The sequence below is a fragment of the Leifsonia xyli subsp. cynodontis genome, from assembly GCF_050632205.1.
Lineage (GTDB): Bacteria > Actinomycetota > Actinomycetes > Actinomycetales > Microbacteriaceae > Leifsonia > Leifsonia xyli_D.
Map to the genome: position 1 here is coordinate 2,646,984 of NZ_CP192578.1, position 15,452 is coordinate 2,662,435.

The 15,452-nt window shown below is 70.6% G+C and carries 13 protein-coding genes; 5 read left to right on the plus strand and 8 right to left on the minus strand.

All coding sequences use genetic code 11. From position 1 onward, the window contains the following. Window positions 1-226: 226 nt before the first annotated feature. The 4 genes from ACQ86M_RS13095 to ACQ86M_RS13110 form a co-directional block, all read right to left on the minus strand. On the minus strand, window positions 227-856 hold the full coding sequence (locus tag ACQ86M_RS13095; protein ID WP_431245776.1) for a PadR family transcriptional regulator: 630 nt from the start codon (window positions 854-856) through the stop codon (window positions 227-229). Then, window positions 853-1,710, minus strand: a complete 858-nt coding sequence (locus tag ACQ86M_RS13100) for a DUF4097 family beta strand repeat-containing protein (protein ID WP_431245777.1) — start codon at window positions 1,708-1,710, stop codon at window positions 853-855. The genes ACQ86M_RS13095 and ACQ86M_RS13100 overlap by 4 nt, the downstream gene beginning before the upstream one ends. 164 nt (window positions 1,711-1,874) lie before the next feature. Next, the gene (locus tag ACQ86M_RS13105; protein ID WP_431245778.1) at window positions 1,875-2,456 is read right to left on the minus strand and encodes an antibiotic biosynthesis monooxygenase; all 582 of its coding nucleotides are present in this window, start codon (window positions 2,454-2,456) and stop codon (window positions 1,875-1,877) included. Between the two features lie 86 nt (window positions 2,457-2,542). Then, window positions 2,543-3,589 (minus strand): LacI family DNA-binding transcriptional regulator, encoded by a 1,047-nt coding sequence (locus ACQ86M_RS13110; RefSeq protein WP_431247890.1) that lies wholly within the window; start codon window positions 3,587-3,589, stop codon window positions 2,543-2,545. Window positions 3,590-3,919: 330 nt separating this feature from the next. On the opposite strand from ACQ86M_RS13110, the gene ACQ86M_RS13115 reads away from it, so the two are divergent. The 4 genes from ACQ86M_RS13115 to ACQ86M_RS13130 all read left to right on the plus strand — a co-directional run bounded on the left by ACQ86M_RS13115 (window position 3,920) and on the right by ACQ86M_RS13130 (window position 9,312). Next, complete coding sequence (locus tag ACQ86M_RS13115) at window positions 3,920-5,173, plus strand: sugar ABC transporter substrate-binding protein (RefSeq protein ID WP_431245779.1); 1,254 nt, start codon at window positions 3,920-3,922, stop codon at window positions 5,171-5,173. 4 nt (window positions 5,174-5,177) lie between these two features. Continuing rightward, a complete protein-coding gene (locus ACQ86M_RS13120) occupies window positions 5,178-6,335 on the plus strand; it encodes a carbohydrate ABC transporter permease (RefSeq protein WP_431245780.1) in 1,158 nt (385 codons plus the stop codon). Next, window positions 6,332-7,249 (plus strand): carbohydrate ABC transporter permease, encoded by a 918-nt coding sequence (locus tag ACQ86M_RS13125; protein WP_431245781.1) that lies wholly within the window; start codon window positions 6,332-6,334, stop codon window positions 7,247-7,249. The genes ACQ86M_RS13120 and ACQ86M_RS13125 overlap by 4 nt, the downstream gene beginning before the upstream one ends. A gap of 65 nt (window positions 7,250-7,314) precedes the next feature. Next, window positions 7,315-9,312: an amylo-alpha-1,6-glucosidase gene (locus ACQ86M_RS13130; RefSeq protein WP_431245782.1), complete on the plus strand. Its 1,998-nt coding sequence runs from the start codon at window positions 7,315-7,317 to the stop codon at window positions 9,310-9,312. A gap of 502 nt (window positions 9,313-9,814) precedes the next feature. On the opposite strand, the gene ACQ86M_RS13135 is transcribed toward ACQ86M_RS13130, so the two are convergent. Continuing rightward, window positions 9,815-10,888: an NAD(P)-binding domain-containing protein gene (locus tag ACQ86M_RS13135; RefSeq protein WP_431245783.1), complete on the minus strand. Its 1,074-nt coding sequence runs from the start codon at window positions 10,886-10,888 to the stop codon at window positions 9,815-9,817. 141 nt (window positions 10,889-11,029) lie between these two features. Between ACQ86M_RS13135 and ACQ86M_RS13140 the strand changes: the two genes are divergently transcribed. Beyond that, window positions 11,030-11,245, plus strand: coding sequence for a DUF3073 domain-containing protein (locus tag ACQ86M_RS13140; RefSeq protein ID WP_431219108.1), 216 nt, complete (start codon window positions 11,030-11,032; stop codon window positions 11,243-11,245). A gap of 75 nt (window positions 11,246-11,320) precedes the next feature. Here ACQ86M_RS13140 and ACQ86M_RS13145 read toward each other — a convergent pair whose 3' ends face one another. Genes ACQ86M_RS13145 through purF form a run of 3 tightly spaced genes read right to left on the minus strand, consistent with a single transcriptional unit; the run spans window position 11,321 to window position 15,439 of the window. Then, on the minus strand, window positions 11,321-12,652 hold the full coding sequence (locus ACQ86M_RS13145) for a Calx-beta domain-containing protein (protein WP_431245784.1): 1,332 nt from the start codon (window positions 12,650-12,652) through the stop codon (window positions 11,321-11,323). A gap of 59 nt (window positions 12,653-12,711) precedes the next feature. Continuing rightward, window positions 12,712-13,833, minus strand: a complete 1,122-nt coding sequence (gene purM / locus ACQ86M_RS13150) for a phosphoribosylformylglycinamidine cyclo-ligase (RefSeq protein ID WP_431245785.1) — start codon at window positions 13,831-13,833, stop codon at window positions 12,712-12,714. A gap of 22 nt (window positions 13,834-13,855) precedes the next feature. Then, window positions 13,856-15,439 carry an amidophosphoribosyltransferase gene (gene purF, locus ACQ86M_RS13155; RefSeq protein WP_431245786.1) on the minus strand — a complete coding sequence of 528 codons (1,584 nt, stop codon included), beginning with the start codon at window positions 15,437-15,439 and terminating at the stop codon, window positions 13,856-13,858. Between the last annotated feature and the right edge of the window lie 13 nt (window positions 15,440-15,452).

Sequence of the window (15,452 nt, forward strand, 5' to 3'; positions counted from 1 at the left end):
TTCGGGGATCTCCCCTCAGTTGTCACGAGGTGCGAGCATACTCGCTGGCAATGCACTGTCAAGTCGGCGCGTCGCGCCCCCAGCCCGCTCTCGATCTGCAAACACTGGGGGTCGCGTCGCCGCGGGGCCGGATGCCGCGTCCTGGCGCGGCTGTGCCAGGCCGAGCGGCCTGACTGGGAACCGGATGAGCATCAGCTGAGTCTTGCTTGGAGCGGGTGGATGCGCGTCAGCGGCGGCCGAGCGCTTCGACGACCACGCGGCGCACCCGGTCGAGCTCGCTCTTCACGAGCCGGACCACCTCAGGCTGAAGAGTGCCGCGTGCGGCCTCCTGGCGGAGATCCGTACGCAGCTGCTGCCGGAACTCGTTGAGCGCGGCCTCCGCATCCCTCGCCGCCGCCATACCCGCGGCGCGGGCGTCGCGGTCGGCGTCGCGCGCATCCTGCCGGGGGTCGACGCGGCTGGCGTTCCGCTTCGCCTCCCGGGCGGCGGAGGCGAGCTCGGCACGCAGGGTGCGCATCGCGTCGTTGACGCCCGCACGCACCTCGTCGGCGAGACGGCGCACCGAGTCGGTGACCTCCTCCTCGATCGCGTCGAGTTCCGGACGACGAGCGGCCAGTTCGGCGCGGCCCGCGTCCGTGATCGCGTACACGGTCTTGCGGCCCTCCGCCGTCTTAGTGACGAGGCCGTCCTCCTCCAGCTTCGCCAGGCGGGGGTAGATCGTGCCGGCGCTCGGACTGTAGGTGCCTCCGAACCGGTCGGTGAGCGCCTGGATCAGCTCGTAACCGTGCCGGGGGGACTCCTCCAGCAGGCTCAGCAGGTAGAGCCGCAGGCTGCCGTGCGAGAAGACGGGGGTCACGCCGACGCCCCCTGGCTTCCGCTCTGCTGAGCTCCCGCGTCCTGCGTCGTCGCCGCACTGCGCAGCACCGCGGTGTCGCCCGACACCGAGTTGACGTTGATCTCGACCCACGTTCCGTTGAGCGACCCGGCGGTCCCGGTGTAGCCCTTGCCCATCCCGCCCACGACGGTCAGGTTGTCGAGCTGCACCTTCCCCGAGACCGTGTTGACCCGGTAGCGCGCCCCGATGGCCTCCGGGATGCGGATGGTCGTGTCGCCCGACACCGTGTTGACCGCGATGTCGTCGGGGGTGCCGGTGACGTCGATCATGACGTCGCCGGAGACGCCGTCGGAGGAGAACCGGCGGATGGCGCCGGTCGCGGTGACATCGCCCGAGACGGTGTGGGCGGAGATGCGACCGGTGTGGTCGCGGACGGAGAGCTCGCCGCTCACGGAGTTCAGCTCGATGTCGCCCGTGAGCCCGTCGGCCACGACGTCGCCCGAGACGGTGCTGAGCCGCGCGTCCGTGTTCAGGCCGGAGATCAGCGCGGTGGCGGAGACCACGCCGAACTTGAGCTCGACGTCACGCGGGACGAGCACGCTGACGTCGGCCTTCGCGCTGGAGCGCATGGACTTGAAGACCTCGATGAAGTTGTCCCAGCGCAGCTGCGGGTGGTCGATCTCGAGCCGGTCGCCGTCGATGACGATCTTGAGGTCGCGCCCGGACACCGAGTGCACCTCGATGCGCGCGCTGGGCTCGTCGTGGCCGACGATGTCGATCTGTCCGCCGATGAAGCCGACTTTGAGGGTGCGGACGACCTCCACGTCGATCGTGCGGCTCTCGCCCGGCTGGATCAGCCACTTCTCCTGTGCCATGTTTCCTTGCTCCTTGTTCTCCGGTCCATGCCGGGACCGTCGGCGACTCGCGTTATATCGCGACTGTTGACAGGGATCACGATATATCGCGAGTGGATGCGACGCAAGCGTTCGGAAGCGAATCGGAGGCGGTTCAGGGGCACGCTCAGGGAGAACCCCGAGCGCTATCGGCGGAGCCAGGGCTGGAGCAGGCGCGTGACGAACGGCAGCAGCAGGTAGGTCATGATCGGCGTCAGGCACAGCGTGGTGAGCAGCACGGTCGCGAGCGGCCACAGGGTGTGCCAGCCCGGGACGAACATCCCGGTCAGATACGTGAACGCCAGCGAGAGCGGGAAGAAGCCCAGCCAGATCGTCACGGCCTGCTTCCAGCGCGGAGGGGCGGCCGGGACGCCGGGCTGCGGCTGGTCGAACCAGCCCTCGATGCCGGTCCGCCGCTCCACGCGCGACACCTCGACCAGCTCGCGGCCGGCGTACAGCCAGTCCGCGCGGTCCTCCGACGCCTCCCACGCCTCCAGGGTGTCCGCATCGGCGAAGCGGTACAGCATGTGCCACTCGTCGGAGTCCGCATGCGCGCGGACCCAGCCCGAGCCGAGGAACCCCTCGTACGTGTTCGCCAGGTTCACGCCCGACTGCACCCAGTGGGTCACCTCCGCCAGGCGCGCGCCGTCGACGCGGCGGGTGATGGACACGGTGACCGGGAGGCGGCGCGCTCGTGGCGCATCCAGCAGGGGCTCTTGTGGAGACATGCGTCCATTGTCGTGGTGACGCGTTACGGGCGGATTTCGGGCCCGGGCGGATGGTGCGTTGCTCAGCGCGGGCCTCGGTGCGGCGCTCAGCGCGGCCCGATGAGGGGCGGCCCGTCGCGCACCACGAGCCGCGGAGCGACCAGGCGGTGCCGCGGGTCGGCGACCTCCTCGCCCGAGCGCGCGCGGCCGCCGTGGGCGCCGGTCAGCAGCTCCAGCACGCCCGCGGCCACCTCATCCAGCTGCTGGGCCACGCTCGAGAAGCCGAGCGACGCCGCGACCGGGGTGTCGTCGTAGCCGATCACCGGGATGCGGCCGCCTGTCGCGGTGAGCACGCCCAGGGCGAGGGAGTCGGAGGCGCAGACGACGCCGTCGAGGGGGCCGCCCTGGGCTTCGAGCTGCCGCGCCGCCTCGGCTCCGAACGGCACGACGTCCTCGACGGCGGCATCGAGCCGGTCGAGTTCCGGCTCGCTCAGCCCGCTGCCGGCGCGCATGGCCTCCCGCCAGCCCGCGCGGCGGTCGTCACCCGTGCCGGAGCCGCTGGGCCAGCCGACGAAGCCGATCCGGCGGGCACCGCGCTCGAGCAGGTGCTCGGTCGCGTCGCGGAGGCCGGCGCGGCCGTCGACGTCGACCCAGAGGTGCGCCGGATCGGTCATGTCGTCGATCCCCCACGGCCGGCCGAAGGTCACGAACGAACGGCCGTTCTCGATCAGCCACTCGGTGCGCGGGTCGCCGTGGAAGGTGGACGTGAGCACGAACGCATCCACATCGGCCGCATCCGACAGCCGCCGGAACTGCTCGATCTCGTCCTCCGGGCCGGTGGCCGTGAACAGCAGAACGCGCAGGCCCTGCCGATCGGCCTGCTCTGTGAGCGCGTGGAGGAAGCGGTCCAGGATGCTGCCGGAGATGCCGTCCTGTGTGATCGGGTCGAGGCGGATGCCGATCGTGGAGCTCTTCTGGGTGCGCAGCCGGCGGGCGGAGGCGTGCGGACGGTAGCCGAGCGAGTGGATGGCCGCCTGCACCCGCTCCCGGGTCTCCGGGCGCACGAGCTCGGGCGCATTGAGCACGTTGGAGACGGTCTGGCGGGAGACGCCCGCGACGCCGGCCACGTCGCTGACGGTCGGCTGCACGCCCATCGCGACTCCCTCCTCCACCGGCTGGATATGACCTTAGCGGCCTGGTTGACACCCGCGGAACATCGCGGTTACTGTGGCACCCATCCTGGTTTGATCGTTCAAACGCATTCTAGCGGTACGCAGATTTGATCGTTCAAACAGCAGGGTGAGTGACAGGCAGGGGACCAGAGGAGGTCGGATGCGCGCACCGCTGCGAGGCATCGGCACCCGATTCCGGCATGCCTCCGATGTGCTCACAACCGGCACCACCCACGGGTTGTCCACGACTTTCCCGACCCTTCACGCGTGCGCCCCGGCGAACGGGCACACTCACACCCAAGGAGAGAACGAATGCGCAGAATCACCCACCGCTGGCTCGCGGGCGGCGCCGTCGCCGCCGCGGCCGCGCTGACCCTCACCGCCTGCGGCTCCGGCTTCAGCGGCGGGAGCAGCGGCTCCGACACGGGCAAGCTCACGTCCTCCGACAAGGCCCTGACGGTCATGATCGGCTCCTCCGGCGACGCGGAGACGACCGCGGTGAAGTCGGCGGTGTCCGACTGGGCCAAGAGCTCGGACACCAAGGCGAGCGTCGTCGCGGCCAGCGATCTCAACCAGCAGCTCTCGCAGGGCTTCGCGGCCAAGAAGCCGGCCGACGTCTTCTACCTGTCGACCGACGCGCTCGCGGGCTACGCATCCAACGGTTCGCTGCTCGCCTATGGCGACCAGCTCAGCAACAAGAGCGACTTCTACCCGAGCCTGGTCACGTCGTTCACCTACGACGGCAAGTTCTACTGCGCGCCGAAGGACTTCTCCACGCTCCAGCTCATCATCAACACCGACGCGTGGAAGGCCGCGGGCCTGACCGACGCCGACATCCCGAAGACCTGGGACGACCTCGAGGCCGTCGCCAAGAAGCTCACCACCGGCAGCCAGGTCGGCCTCGGCATCTCGGGCGAATACGCCCGCATCGGGTCCTTCATGGTGCAGGCCGGCGGCAACCTGATGAATGACGACAGCACCAAGGCGACCGCGAACAGCGACGCCAATGTGAAGGCGCTCGACTTCGTCAAGAAGATGCTCCAGGGCGGCGAGCTGAAGTACGCGAAGGACCTCGGCGCCGGCTGGGGCGGAGAGGCGTTCGGCAAGGGCCTCGCGGCCATGACGATCGAGGGCAACTGGATCACCGGCGCCCTGAAGTCCGACTTCCCGAACGTCAAGTACACGATCGCGGAGCTGCCCAAGGGCCCGGCCGGGCAGGGCACCCTCCAGTTCACCAACTGCTGGGGCATCGCCGCCGACAGCCCGAACCAGGCCGCGGCTCTCAAACTGGTCGAGAAGCTGACCAGCAAGAGCGACCAGCTCGCGTTCTCGAAGGCCTTCGGCCCGATGCCGTCGATCAAGTCCGCCGCCGGCGAATGGAAGTCCGAGAACCCCGACCTCGTGCCGTTCCTCGACGCCGCCGACTACGCCAAGGGCGTGCCGACGGCCAAGGGCGCGGCCGACGTGGTGACCGACCTCAACAGCAAGCTCGAATCTCTGGCGACGGGTGACTCGAAGTCGATCCTCGACGCCACGCAGAAGAACCTCGAAGCCCTGGTGAAGTAAGACCATGTCCGCAACCACGAGTCGGTCTCGCCGCACCGGAATCCGGCGCGGCGAGACCGCCTCGGGGTGGTTGTTCACCGCCCCGGTCATCCTGCTGCTCGGCGTCTTCCTCGTCGTCCCCGTGCTCATGGCGCTCTGGGTGAGCTTCTCCGACTGGGGCGGCCGCGGCAGCCCCTTCTCGGCAGACGTCAGCTTCGTCGGGTTCGACAACTACTCGAAGCTGCTCGCCGGCGGCGGGCTGGCGGAGCAGGACTTCGGCATGTCGCTGAAGAACAACGCCTGGTACGTCATCCTCGTCGTGCCCATCCAGACGGCGGTCGCGCTCACCCTCGCTGTGCTCGTGAACCGGGCGATCCTGCGCGGACGCGGCTTCTTCCGCACCGCCTTCTACTTCCCCTCGGTGACCAGCTCGGTCGCCATCACCGTGCTCTGGCTGTTCCTGTTCAGCACGACGGGCGCGGTCAACAAGATGCTCTCGTGGGTCGGCATCCACGGACCGAACTGGTTCAACGACCCGAGCGGCATCATCCACAACCTGCTGGCCGCCTTCGGCGTGACGCAGGGGCCGGCTGCTCTCACCCAGAACACCGCGCTCGGCGTCTCCTGGTGGGACTGGCTGGGCGGACCCTCGGTCGCGATGACGGCGTACATCATCATGGCGGTCTTCACCACGAGCGGCACCTTCATGCTGCTCTTCCTCGCAGCGCTGCAGAACCTCGGCGGGGACATCACGGAGGCCGCGATGATGGACGGCGCGAACGGCTGGGAGCGCTTCTGGCGCATCACGCTCCCCCAGCTCCGGCCGACCCTGTTCACCGTGCTCACCCTGGGTCTCATCGGCTGCTGGCAGGTGTTCGACCAGATCTACACGGGCACGCGCGGGGCGCCCGGCAAGACCACGCTGACGCCCGCCTACCTCTCCTATCAGACATCGTTCGTGAATCAGGAGTGGGGCCAGGGCGCTGCTATCGCCTTCATCCTGTTCGTCATCATCGTCGTCTTCACCCTGTTCCAGCGCTGGGCGCTGCGCGAGCGCGCGGTGTCGAAGCGCCGGATGCGGCTCTACCAGCCGGCCCTGGCGGCCGGGACCGCCGCGGGCGGTGCGCCGAGCAGCGTCCCGTCGACGAGCGACGATCCCGAGCGGAAGGGGGCATCGCGATGAGCGCGATGACCGTTCAGACCGAGACACGCGGGACGGCCTCGCCGCAGCCCGCCGCACCTCGCCGGTCCACCGGGCGGCGCCGATCGCGTGGAACGGTCGTCGCCACGTCGATCACCTACGCGGTGCTCGTCGTGCTGGCGGTCGTCTACATCCTGCCCTTCCTCATCCAGATCTCCACCTCCTTCAAGACGGACGCCGAGGCGAGCGCCGATCCCGTCGCACTGATTCCCCAGACGTTCACCACGGCGGCATACGCGCGGCTCTTCCTGAGTTCGGACTTTCCCGTCTGGTTCGCCAACTCGGCGATCGTCACGGTGGTGGTGACGCTCGGCCGCGTGTTCTTCGACTCGCTGGCGGGCTACGCGCTCGCGCGGCTGCACTTCCGCGGGCGCACCCTGGTGTTCGCCGCGCTCGTGGCGGTCATGTCGGTCCCCATGGTCGTGCTGCTCATCCCGAAGTTCCTCGTGATCAATCAGCTCGGCATGTACGACTCGTACACCGGCATGATCCTTCCGCTGCTCACGGACGCCGCCGGCGTCTTCATCATGAAGGGCTTCTTCGAATCCATCCCGGCGAGCGTCGAGGAGCAGGCGCGCATCGACGGGGCGGGCACCTTCCGGGTGTTCTGGTCGATCGTGCTACCGATGGCCCGGCCGGCATTGGTGACCATCATCATCCTGTCGTTCCAGGGGTCGTGGAACGAGCTCGCGCACTTCATCGTGTCGACGCAGAGCCCCGCTCTGACGACGCTGACCAAGGGCGTGGCGGGCCTGGCGAGCGGGCAGCTCAGCCAGGGCAGTCAGTATCCGCTCAAGCTCGCGGCTGCGGCGATCATGACGATCCCGGTCGCCGTGCTGTTCTTCATCTTCCAGCGACGCATCATGAACGCCAGCGAAGGAGCGGTGAAGGAGTGAGCGCTGCATCCACTTCTCCCTCTGCGCCCGGCTGCGCCCTTCCCGAACACGAAAGCACGACACCTGTGACCCACACCCTCCAGCCGCTCCTCCACGACAGCGTCGTCCTGCTGACCGCGCCCTCGCAGGCCTGGTCGGCCCCCGACGGGAGGGTCGACGGTGACGGCATCCACGGCTTCTACCACTCCGACCTCCGCGTGCTCGACCGGGTGCTGCTGACGATCGCAGGAGCCGAGCCCGAGCACATCGCGACGACCGGCCCGGACGCCGCAACCGCCGTGTTCACCGGACTCGCCCGGGGCATCGACGATGCGACGGCGGATCCGCGGGTCCGGATCGACCGCACCCGGACGGTGGCCGCCGGCGTGCTCCGCGAGCGGATCGTGGTGCGGAACGCGCTCCGTTCCCGGGTCCGCACCCCGGTGGAGGTGGTCCTGGGCGCGGACTTCAGTCCGATGGGACAGATCAAGGCCGGACTCACGGGCAGTGAGCATCCCGTGACCGTGGAGGCGGACGGCTCGTCGAGCGCCGTGCTCAGGAGCGGGCCGGTCTCTGCACGGATCACCGCGTCGGCCGGAGACGTCTCGGTGGCAGGCGGGACGGTCACCCTCCGCTGGAATGTGGAGGTGCCCGCCCACGGCGACACGGAGCTCAGCTGGCGGATCGAGGTCGACGACCCCACGGCGGTGGTCGCCGGCGCTGCGCCGTCGGAGGTCTGGGCGACATTCCACGCGGAGACCGGCGACTCGCGCCTGGCGTCCTGGCTGCACCGCGCGGTGGCGGATCTGCAAGGGCTCCGCATGTCGACGGCGGAGCGCCCGGGCGACGTCTTCCTTGCCGCGGGAGCGCCCTGGTTCTTCACGCTGTTCGGGCGCGACTCGATCTGGGCGGCGCGGATGCTGCTGCCGCTGGGTCACGAGCCGGCCGCATCCACTCTCCGGGTGCTCGCTCACTACCAGGGCACGGAATCGGTGGCGGAGACGGCGGAGCAGCCGGGCAAGATCATGCACGAGCTGCGGCCCGGGGCTCTGACCATTCCCGGTGAGGGCGTCGTGCTGCCGCCGCTGTACTACGGAACGGTGGACGCGACGGCGCTGTGGGTGTGCCTGCTGCACGACGCATGGAAGTGGGGCATGCCGCGCGACGAGATCGAGCCGCTGCTGCCCCATCTGGAGGCAGCCCTCGCGTGGATGCGCGATTACGGCGACAGCGACGGCGACGGCTTCCTCGAGTACGTCGACACCACGGGGCACGGCCTGGCGAACCAGGGGTGGAAGGACTCCGGCGACTCGATCCAGTGGCGCGACGGCACGCTCGCCGAGGGTCCGATCGCGCTCTGCGAGGTGCAGGGGTACGCCTACGAGGCGGCTGTCGGCGGTGCGGAGCTGCTCGACGCCTTCGGTCGCCCGGGCGGCGACGGCTGGCGCGCATGGGCTGCCGACCTGAAGCAGCGGTTCGCCGCATCCTTCTGGATCGACGATCCCGCAGGCGCCTACCCGGCCGTCGCGCTGGATGCGGCCAAGCGGAAGGTCGACACCGTCACGAGCAACATCGGCCACCTGCTCGGGACGGGCATCCTCGATCCGGAGCAGTCCGCTCTCGTCGCGCGGCGGCTCGTCTCACCGGAGCTCTCGTCGGGCTACGGTCTGCGAACCATGGCGACCGACTCGGCCGGCTACTGGCCCCTGAGCTACCACGGCGGAAGCGTCTGGGCCCACGACACGGCCATCGTCATCGGCGGACTCGCCCGCGAAGGGTTCCGCGAGGAGGCCGCCGAGCTGGCGGAGGGACTGCTCGCCGCGGCGGACGGCTTCGGGTACCGGATGCCCGAGCTGCACTCCGGCGACGGCTCGCGCGAGACCAGCGCGCCGATCCCGTACCCCGCCGCGTGCCGCCCGCAGGCGTGGTCGGCGGCCGCCGCGGTGGCGGTGCTGGGCGCGCGGCTCGGCCTGCGCGCCGACGCCCCGGCCGGCACGTTCGATGTCGACCCCGACCCCACCGCCGGCACGATGCGCATCCACGGCATCCGCTTCGCCGGCGAGCCCCGCGACGTGACGGTCTGACCGGGGGCTGACTCCCCGGTCGGCTCCCGGTCGGCGCTCCCGGCGGCGCATCCCGGGTGCGTGCGTTCCCGATCCGCGCGTCGGGCCGCGTCGCCCGGCGCCCAGTGGTGACTCGTGGCGCGAATCCGCGCCCAGTCGCGACATCTAGTCACCACTCGGCGAGGGGGACGACATCAACTCACCACTCGGCGGCCGCTGCGCACGGAACCGCTCGCGCGCGGCCCCGCCCGCGCCCGGCGAGTGGTGACTCGTGGCGCGAATCCACGCCGAGTTGCGACATCTAGTCACCACTCGGCGAGGGGGACGACATCAACTCACCACTCGGCGGACACCGCGCACGGAACCGCTCGGCGCGCGGCCCTGCCCGCGCGTCCCTGCCCGCGCGGCCCCGCCCGCGCGGCGAGTGGTGAGTCGTGGCGCCAATCCGGGCCGAGTTGCGACATGTGCTCACCACTCGGTGCTACGGAGGGCCGAGCGAGGGAGAGGGCAGGGACGGAGCGCGTCAGAGCTGGGCCATGATCTGGCGGGCGATGATGCGGCCGGCGCGGTTGGCGCCGATGGTGGAGGCCTGGGGGCCATACCCGGCGAGGAATATGCGGGAGTCCTGCCAGGATGCGCCCGAGCCGACAGTGAGTCCGCCCGCCTTCTCGCGCAGCCGGAGCGGGGCGAGGTGACGCAACTCGGGACGGAATCCCGTCGCCCAGATGATCGCGTCCGCCTGCGTGAACGAGCCGTCGGACCAGCGGACGCCGTCCTCCTCGATGCGGCTGAACATCTCCCGCTCGACCAGGACGCCGCGCTCGATGCCCGCCGCGATCCGGCGGGTCCGGGGGACGCCGGTCCCGCTGACGATGGACGGGAGCGCGAGCCCGGCGCGCGCCGCCGCATCCTGCATCGCGACCGCGGCGACACCGCCCTCGATGGTGAGCTCCGACTCGTCCCGGAAGTCCACCGGCCGGCGCGTGGCCCACGTCAGCGACGCGGCGACGCCCTCCAGCTCGAGCAGGAAGCCGATCGCGCTGGTGCCACCGCCCACAACGACCACCGACTGCCCCGCGAACTCCTCGGCCGACAGGTAGCTCGACGTGTGCACATGCCGCCCTCTGAATACGTTCATGCCCGGGTAGTACGGCACGAACGGCGACCCCCAGGTGCCGGACGCGTTGACGACCACACGGGTCGCCGTCTCGCCTGCGGTGTGCTGGACGACGAGATCCGCTCCTCGGTCGAAGACGCTCGTCACCGTGACCGGGCGCTGCACGTCGAGACCGTAGAAGTCCTCGTAACGGCGGTAGTAGCCGGCGACGATGTCGCGGGCGGGCAGCGACCGGTCGGCCGTGTCGAAGCTGAGCCCGATCTCCGCCATGCCGGGGAGGTCGTTGACGTGATGGGCGCTGCCGAGCTTGAGCGCATCCCACCGGTGCTGCCACGCTCCCCCGGTGCGCGGGCCACGGTCGTAGATGATGAAGTCGACGCCGGGAGTGAGCTCGAAGCGCCGCAGATAGTAGGCGACCGCGAGGCCCGCCTGACCGGCACCGATCACCACAACCTGGGTCTCGGTCCTGCTCGTGGTCACGCGCTCATCCCACCATTTCTCGCTGTGCGCGAACTCCGGGGCCCTGAGGGGCCGCATGCTAAACTCGATGCTAGTTTTCATCGTTTCTATCGGATCCCCGGCGAGTCTCTCGCACGGGCTGGGACCAAAAGGGGGTCACGCATGGGGCGCGGCCGTCAAAAGGCAAAGCACACGAAGATCGCTCGCCAGTTGAAGTCGTTCAGTCCGGACGTGAACTACGACGCCCTGGAGCGAGAGCTGACCGGTCACTCGCACAGCGAAGACGAGCAGTACGCCAAGTGGGCGGAGTACGAGTCGGACGACACGTACGAGTACGAAGACGAAGACGAAGAGACGGGCACCCCGAAGCGCGCGTAGCGTCTTCCGTCGCCGTTCGCGTCCGCACGTCGGACGGCTGAGCCCGGTGTCGCCATCATCGGCGGCGATCCTCCGTCATGCCCGCGCGCCGCGCATCCCGACAGCCCGTACCAGGCCGACGACCCCGAAGATGCCGCCGCCGGTGAGCAGGATCCCGCCGGCGAGCAGCGCGAGGTCCTGGGCGGCACCGACCGTAGCGGCGGGTGCAGCGGCCGTCGGGTCCTCAGGCGGAAGCACCGAGGACAGTGCTGCCGACCCCGGATCGGACGGCGACGAGAGTGCCGCGGCCGGCGCAGCGCTCGGCACGGCCGGTAGCGTGACCGTCGCCGAGGCCGCTGTCACCGCGGTGGATGCGCGCTGCAACAGCACGAAGAAGGTCGCGGCCGGCGACCCGGGCGCGCGCGTCGCGAGAGGGATGCGGACCGTGGCGGACGACTGCCCGTCCGCCAGGGCGACGGTGGTCGAGACGGCCGAGTAGTCGCCGCCCGCGTGGGCGGTGCCGTCGGCGGTCATGAGGTCGACGGTGGCGGCGCCGGCCGAGGACGCACGCGCGATGGTGACGAGGACGGAGGTGCTCCCGGCCACGACGGAGTCGGCCTCGACACGAAGCGGCGCGCTTGCGGCGGTGGCGCTGAGCGTCGCAGCGCCCGAGGAGGTGAGCAGGCCCGAGCCCTCCGCCGGACGGTAGGTCGCCGTGATCGTGTGCGCGCCAGCCACCGGAATGGGGAGGTCGGCCCGCGCGACACCGGAGCCGGAGACAGCGGCCGTGACCGGTTCGCCGCCGTCGACGGAGAACGCGACGGCGCCGGTGCTCGGGGCGGCCAGCAGCATGCGGGTGACAGTCGCCGAGACGGAGGCGACGGCGCCGGCCGCGACCTCCGCGGGGGCGCTCAGCGTGACGGCGGTCGCGGCGGTGCAGGCGGGCGCGGCGTCGAAGCGGACCACCGTATCGCCGAGCCGCCAGCCGAGTGCCGGCTCGGCGGTCGCGTCGACGGTCAGCAGCCACACGCCGTGGTGTTCGCCGGGTTCGAAGGAGGCGGGCTGGCCGCGATCCGCCGGCCCTGCGGTGAGGTCGTTGCGGCCGGATGCCGCGTCGAGCGGGATGGCGGAGTCGGCCGTCGAGCGGTAGCCGAGCACGACGGTGCGCGCCGAGACGGCGCCGAGGGACGCATCCTGTACGCAGTCGACCAGCGGGGTCAGCGAGGCGGCAGGAGGAGACGCGGGCACGGGCGTCGAGGGCGCCGGCGGGGCGGGCGCGGGAGACGTCGGTGCGGCGATCACAGGCGCGGCCACCGCAGGTGCGCCGACCGCCTGCGCGGCGACCGCCGGCCCAGCGCCGACGAGCACACCGAACGCCGCAAGGGTGAGCGCGCACGCCAGACGAAGTCGGTCGTGCGGTCGGCTCACACGCGCAACTCTAGCGGGCGGCACCCGCGTGGCGCTCCGACCAAAAAGGGTGACGCGGGTCAGCCTGCGTACGTTCCGACGAGGCGCACCGCTCCTCCGTCGACGCCCTTCGCGCCCTGCTCGAAGCCGTCGAGGTCGCGGGAAGAGGTCGAGACCACACCTGCGCGCCAGGTCGGGATGCCGTCGGCCGTGATCTCGGCCGCCACGGCATCCGCCGACTCCGGGGCGACGACGGCGAACATCCCGATGCCGAGGTTCCAGGTGCCTTCGCTCGACTCGAGCGAGGTGCCGGCGAGGTTGCTCAGGATGCTGAACACGGGCGTCGGCGACCAGGTGGATCGGTCGACCTCGACCCAGGAGCCGACGGGCAGCACGCGAGCCAGGTTGGCGGCGATACCGCCGCCGGTCACGTGGCTGAGCGAGTGGACGGCGCCGCCGAGGGACGCATCCTGCAGCACCCGGAGCAGCGGACCCGTGTACAGCCGCGTGGGCTCGAGGAGGGCCTCTCCGACGACCCCGCCGAACTCCTCCGAGCGGTCGGTGAAGCCGATGCCCCGCGCCGCGAGGATGTGACGGACCAGCGAGAACCCGTTGGAGTGCAGCCCGGACGACGCCATGGCGAGCACGACATCGCCGTCACGCACCCGCTCCGCGCCGAGCACCGCATCCGCCTCGACGGCGCCGACGGCAGCGCCGGCCACGTCGTAGTCGTCCGGTCCGAGCAGGCCCGGGTGCTCCGCGGTCTCGCCGCCCACCAGCGCGGTGCCGGTCTGCTCGCAGGCGTTCGCGATCCCGGCGACGATCGCGGCGATCCTCTCGGGAACCACCTTGCCGCAGGCGATGTAGTCGGTCATGAACAGCGGACGCGCGCCCACCACCACGATGTCGTCGACGACCATGCCGACGAGGTCCTGCCCGATGGTGTCGTGCTTGTCGAGCGCCTGCGCGATCGCCACCTTGGTGCCGACGCCGTCGGTCGAGGTGGCGAGGAGCGGGCGGCGGAAGTCACGCAGGAACGACACATCGAAGAGGCCGGCGAAGCCGCCGACGCCGCCCAGCACCTCGGGGCCGTGCGTGCGGCCGACGGCCGCCTTCATGAGCTCGACGGCCCGGTCACCGGCCGCGGTGTCGACGCCGGCAGCGGCGTAGGAGGCGGACGAGGAGGCGGTGGAGTCGGTCACCGTTCCATCGTATCGGCGGGCGCTACTCCTGGCGGCCGGGGTCGCCGAAGGAGAGCAGCGACTCCAGCTCGGAGTCGGGGCCGGGCTCGCAGCCGTCGGACGTGGCGTCCGACCCGTCGTCCGTCGGAGCGACCGTCTGGGAGGCCGTCGGACGCTCCAGGAGGTTCTTGCCGAGGTGGTGCGCATCCGGCAGCTCGATCGGGTAGTTGCCTGTGAAGCAGGCGGTGCACAGGCGCTCGCGCGGCTGCTCGGTCGCGTCGATCATGCCGTCCTCGCTCAGGTAGCCGAGGCTGTCGGCGCCGATCGACTGGCGCACCTCCTCGACCCCCAGGCCGGTGGCGATGAGCTCGGCGCGGGAGGCGAAGTCGATGCCGTAGAAGCACGGCCAGGTGATGGGCGGGCTGGAGATGCGCACGTGCACCTCGGCGGCGCCAGCCTCCCGGAGCATGGACACCAGGGCGCGCTGCGTGTTGCCGCGGACGATCGAGTCATCGACGACCACCAGGCGCTTGCCCTTGATGACCTCCTTGAGCGGGTTCAGCTTGAGCTTGATGCCGCGCTGGCGGATGGTCTGCGACGGCTGGATGAACGTGCGGCCGACGTAGGAGTTCTTGACGAGGCCCTGCCCGAACGGGATGCCGGACGCTTGGGCGTAGCCGATGGCCGCGGGGGTGCCGGACTCGGGCGTCGGGATGACGAGGTCGGCCTCCACCTCGTGCTCACGGGCGAGCTGGCGGCCCATCTCGACGCGGGCCTCGTAGACGCCGCGGCCGGCGATGGTGGTGTCGGGACGCGCGAGGTAGACGTACTCGAAGACGCATCCCGCGCGCTTCTCGGTCGCGAAGCGCTGGCTGCGGAGGCCGTTCTCGTCGATGGCGATGAGCTCGCCCGGCTCGACCTCGCGCACGAAGCTCGCGCCGACGATGTCGAGCGCGGCGGTCTCGGAGGCGACGACCCAGCCGCGCTCCAACCGGCCGAGCACCAGCGGGCGGACGCCCTGCGGGTCGCGCGCCGCGTACAACGTGTGCTCGTCCATGAAGACCAGGCAGAAGGCTCCGCGCAGCCGCGGCAGCACCTCCAGCGCGGTCGACTCGAGGGTGTGGTCGAGGTCGCCCGTCAGCAGGGCGGTGACGACGGCCGTGTCGGTCGTGTTGCCGCGGGTGAGCTCGCCGTCGTGCTGCGGGTAGCGCTCGTGGACGAGCTGCATGAGCTCTGCGGTGTTGGTCAGGTTGCCGTTGTGGCCGAGTGCGACCGTGCCGCTCGCCGTGGAGCCGAGGGTCGGCTGCGCGTTCTGCCAGCTGGAGGCGCCGGTCGTCGAGTAGCGCGTGTGGCCGACGGCGATGTGGCCGGGCAGCGAGTTCAGCGCGTTCTCGTTGAAGACCTGCGAGACGAGTCCCATGTCTTTGTAGATGAGGATCTTGTCGCCGTCGCTCGTCGCGATCCCCGCCGACTCCTGGCCGCGGTGCTGCAGGGCGTAGAGCCCGAAATAGCTGAGCTTGGCGACCTCCTCACCGGGAGCCCAGACGCCGAAGACGCCGCAGGCGTCCTGCGGCCCCTTCTCGCCGGGAAGCAGATCGTGACTGAGAAGACCGTCGCCTCCGGCCACAGCGGACCCCTTT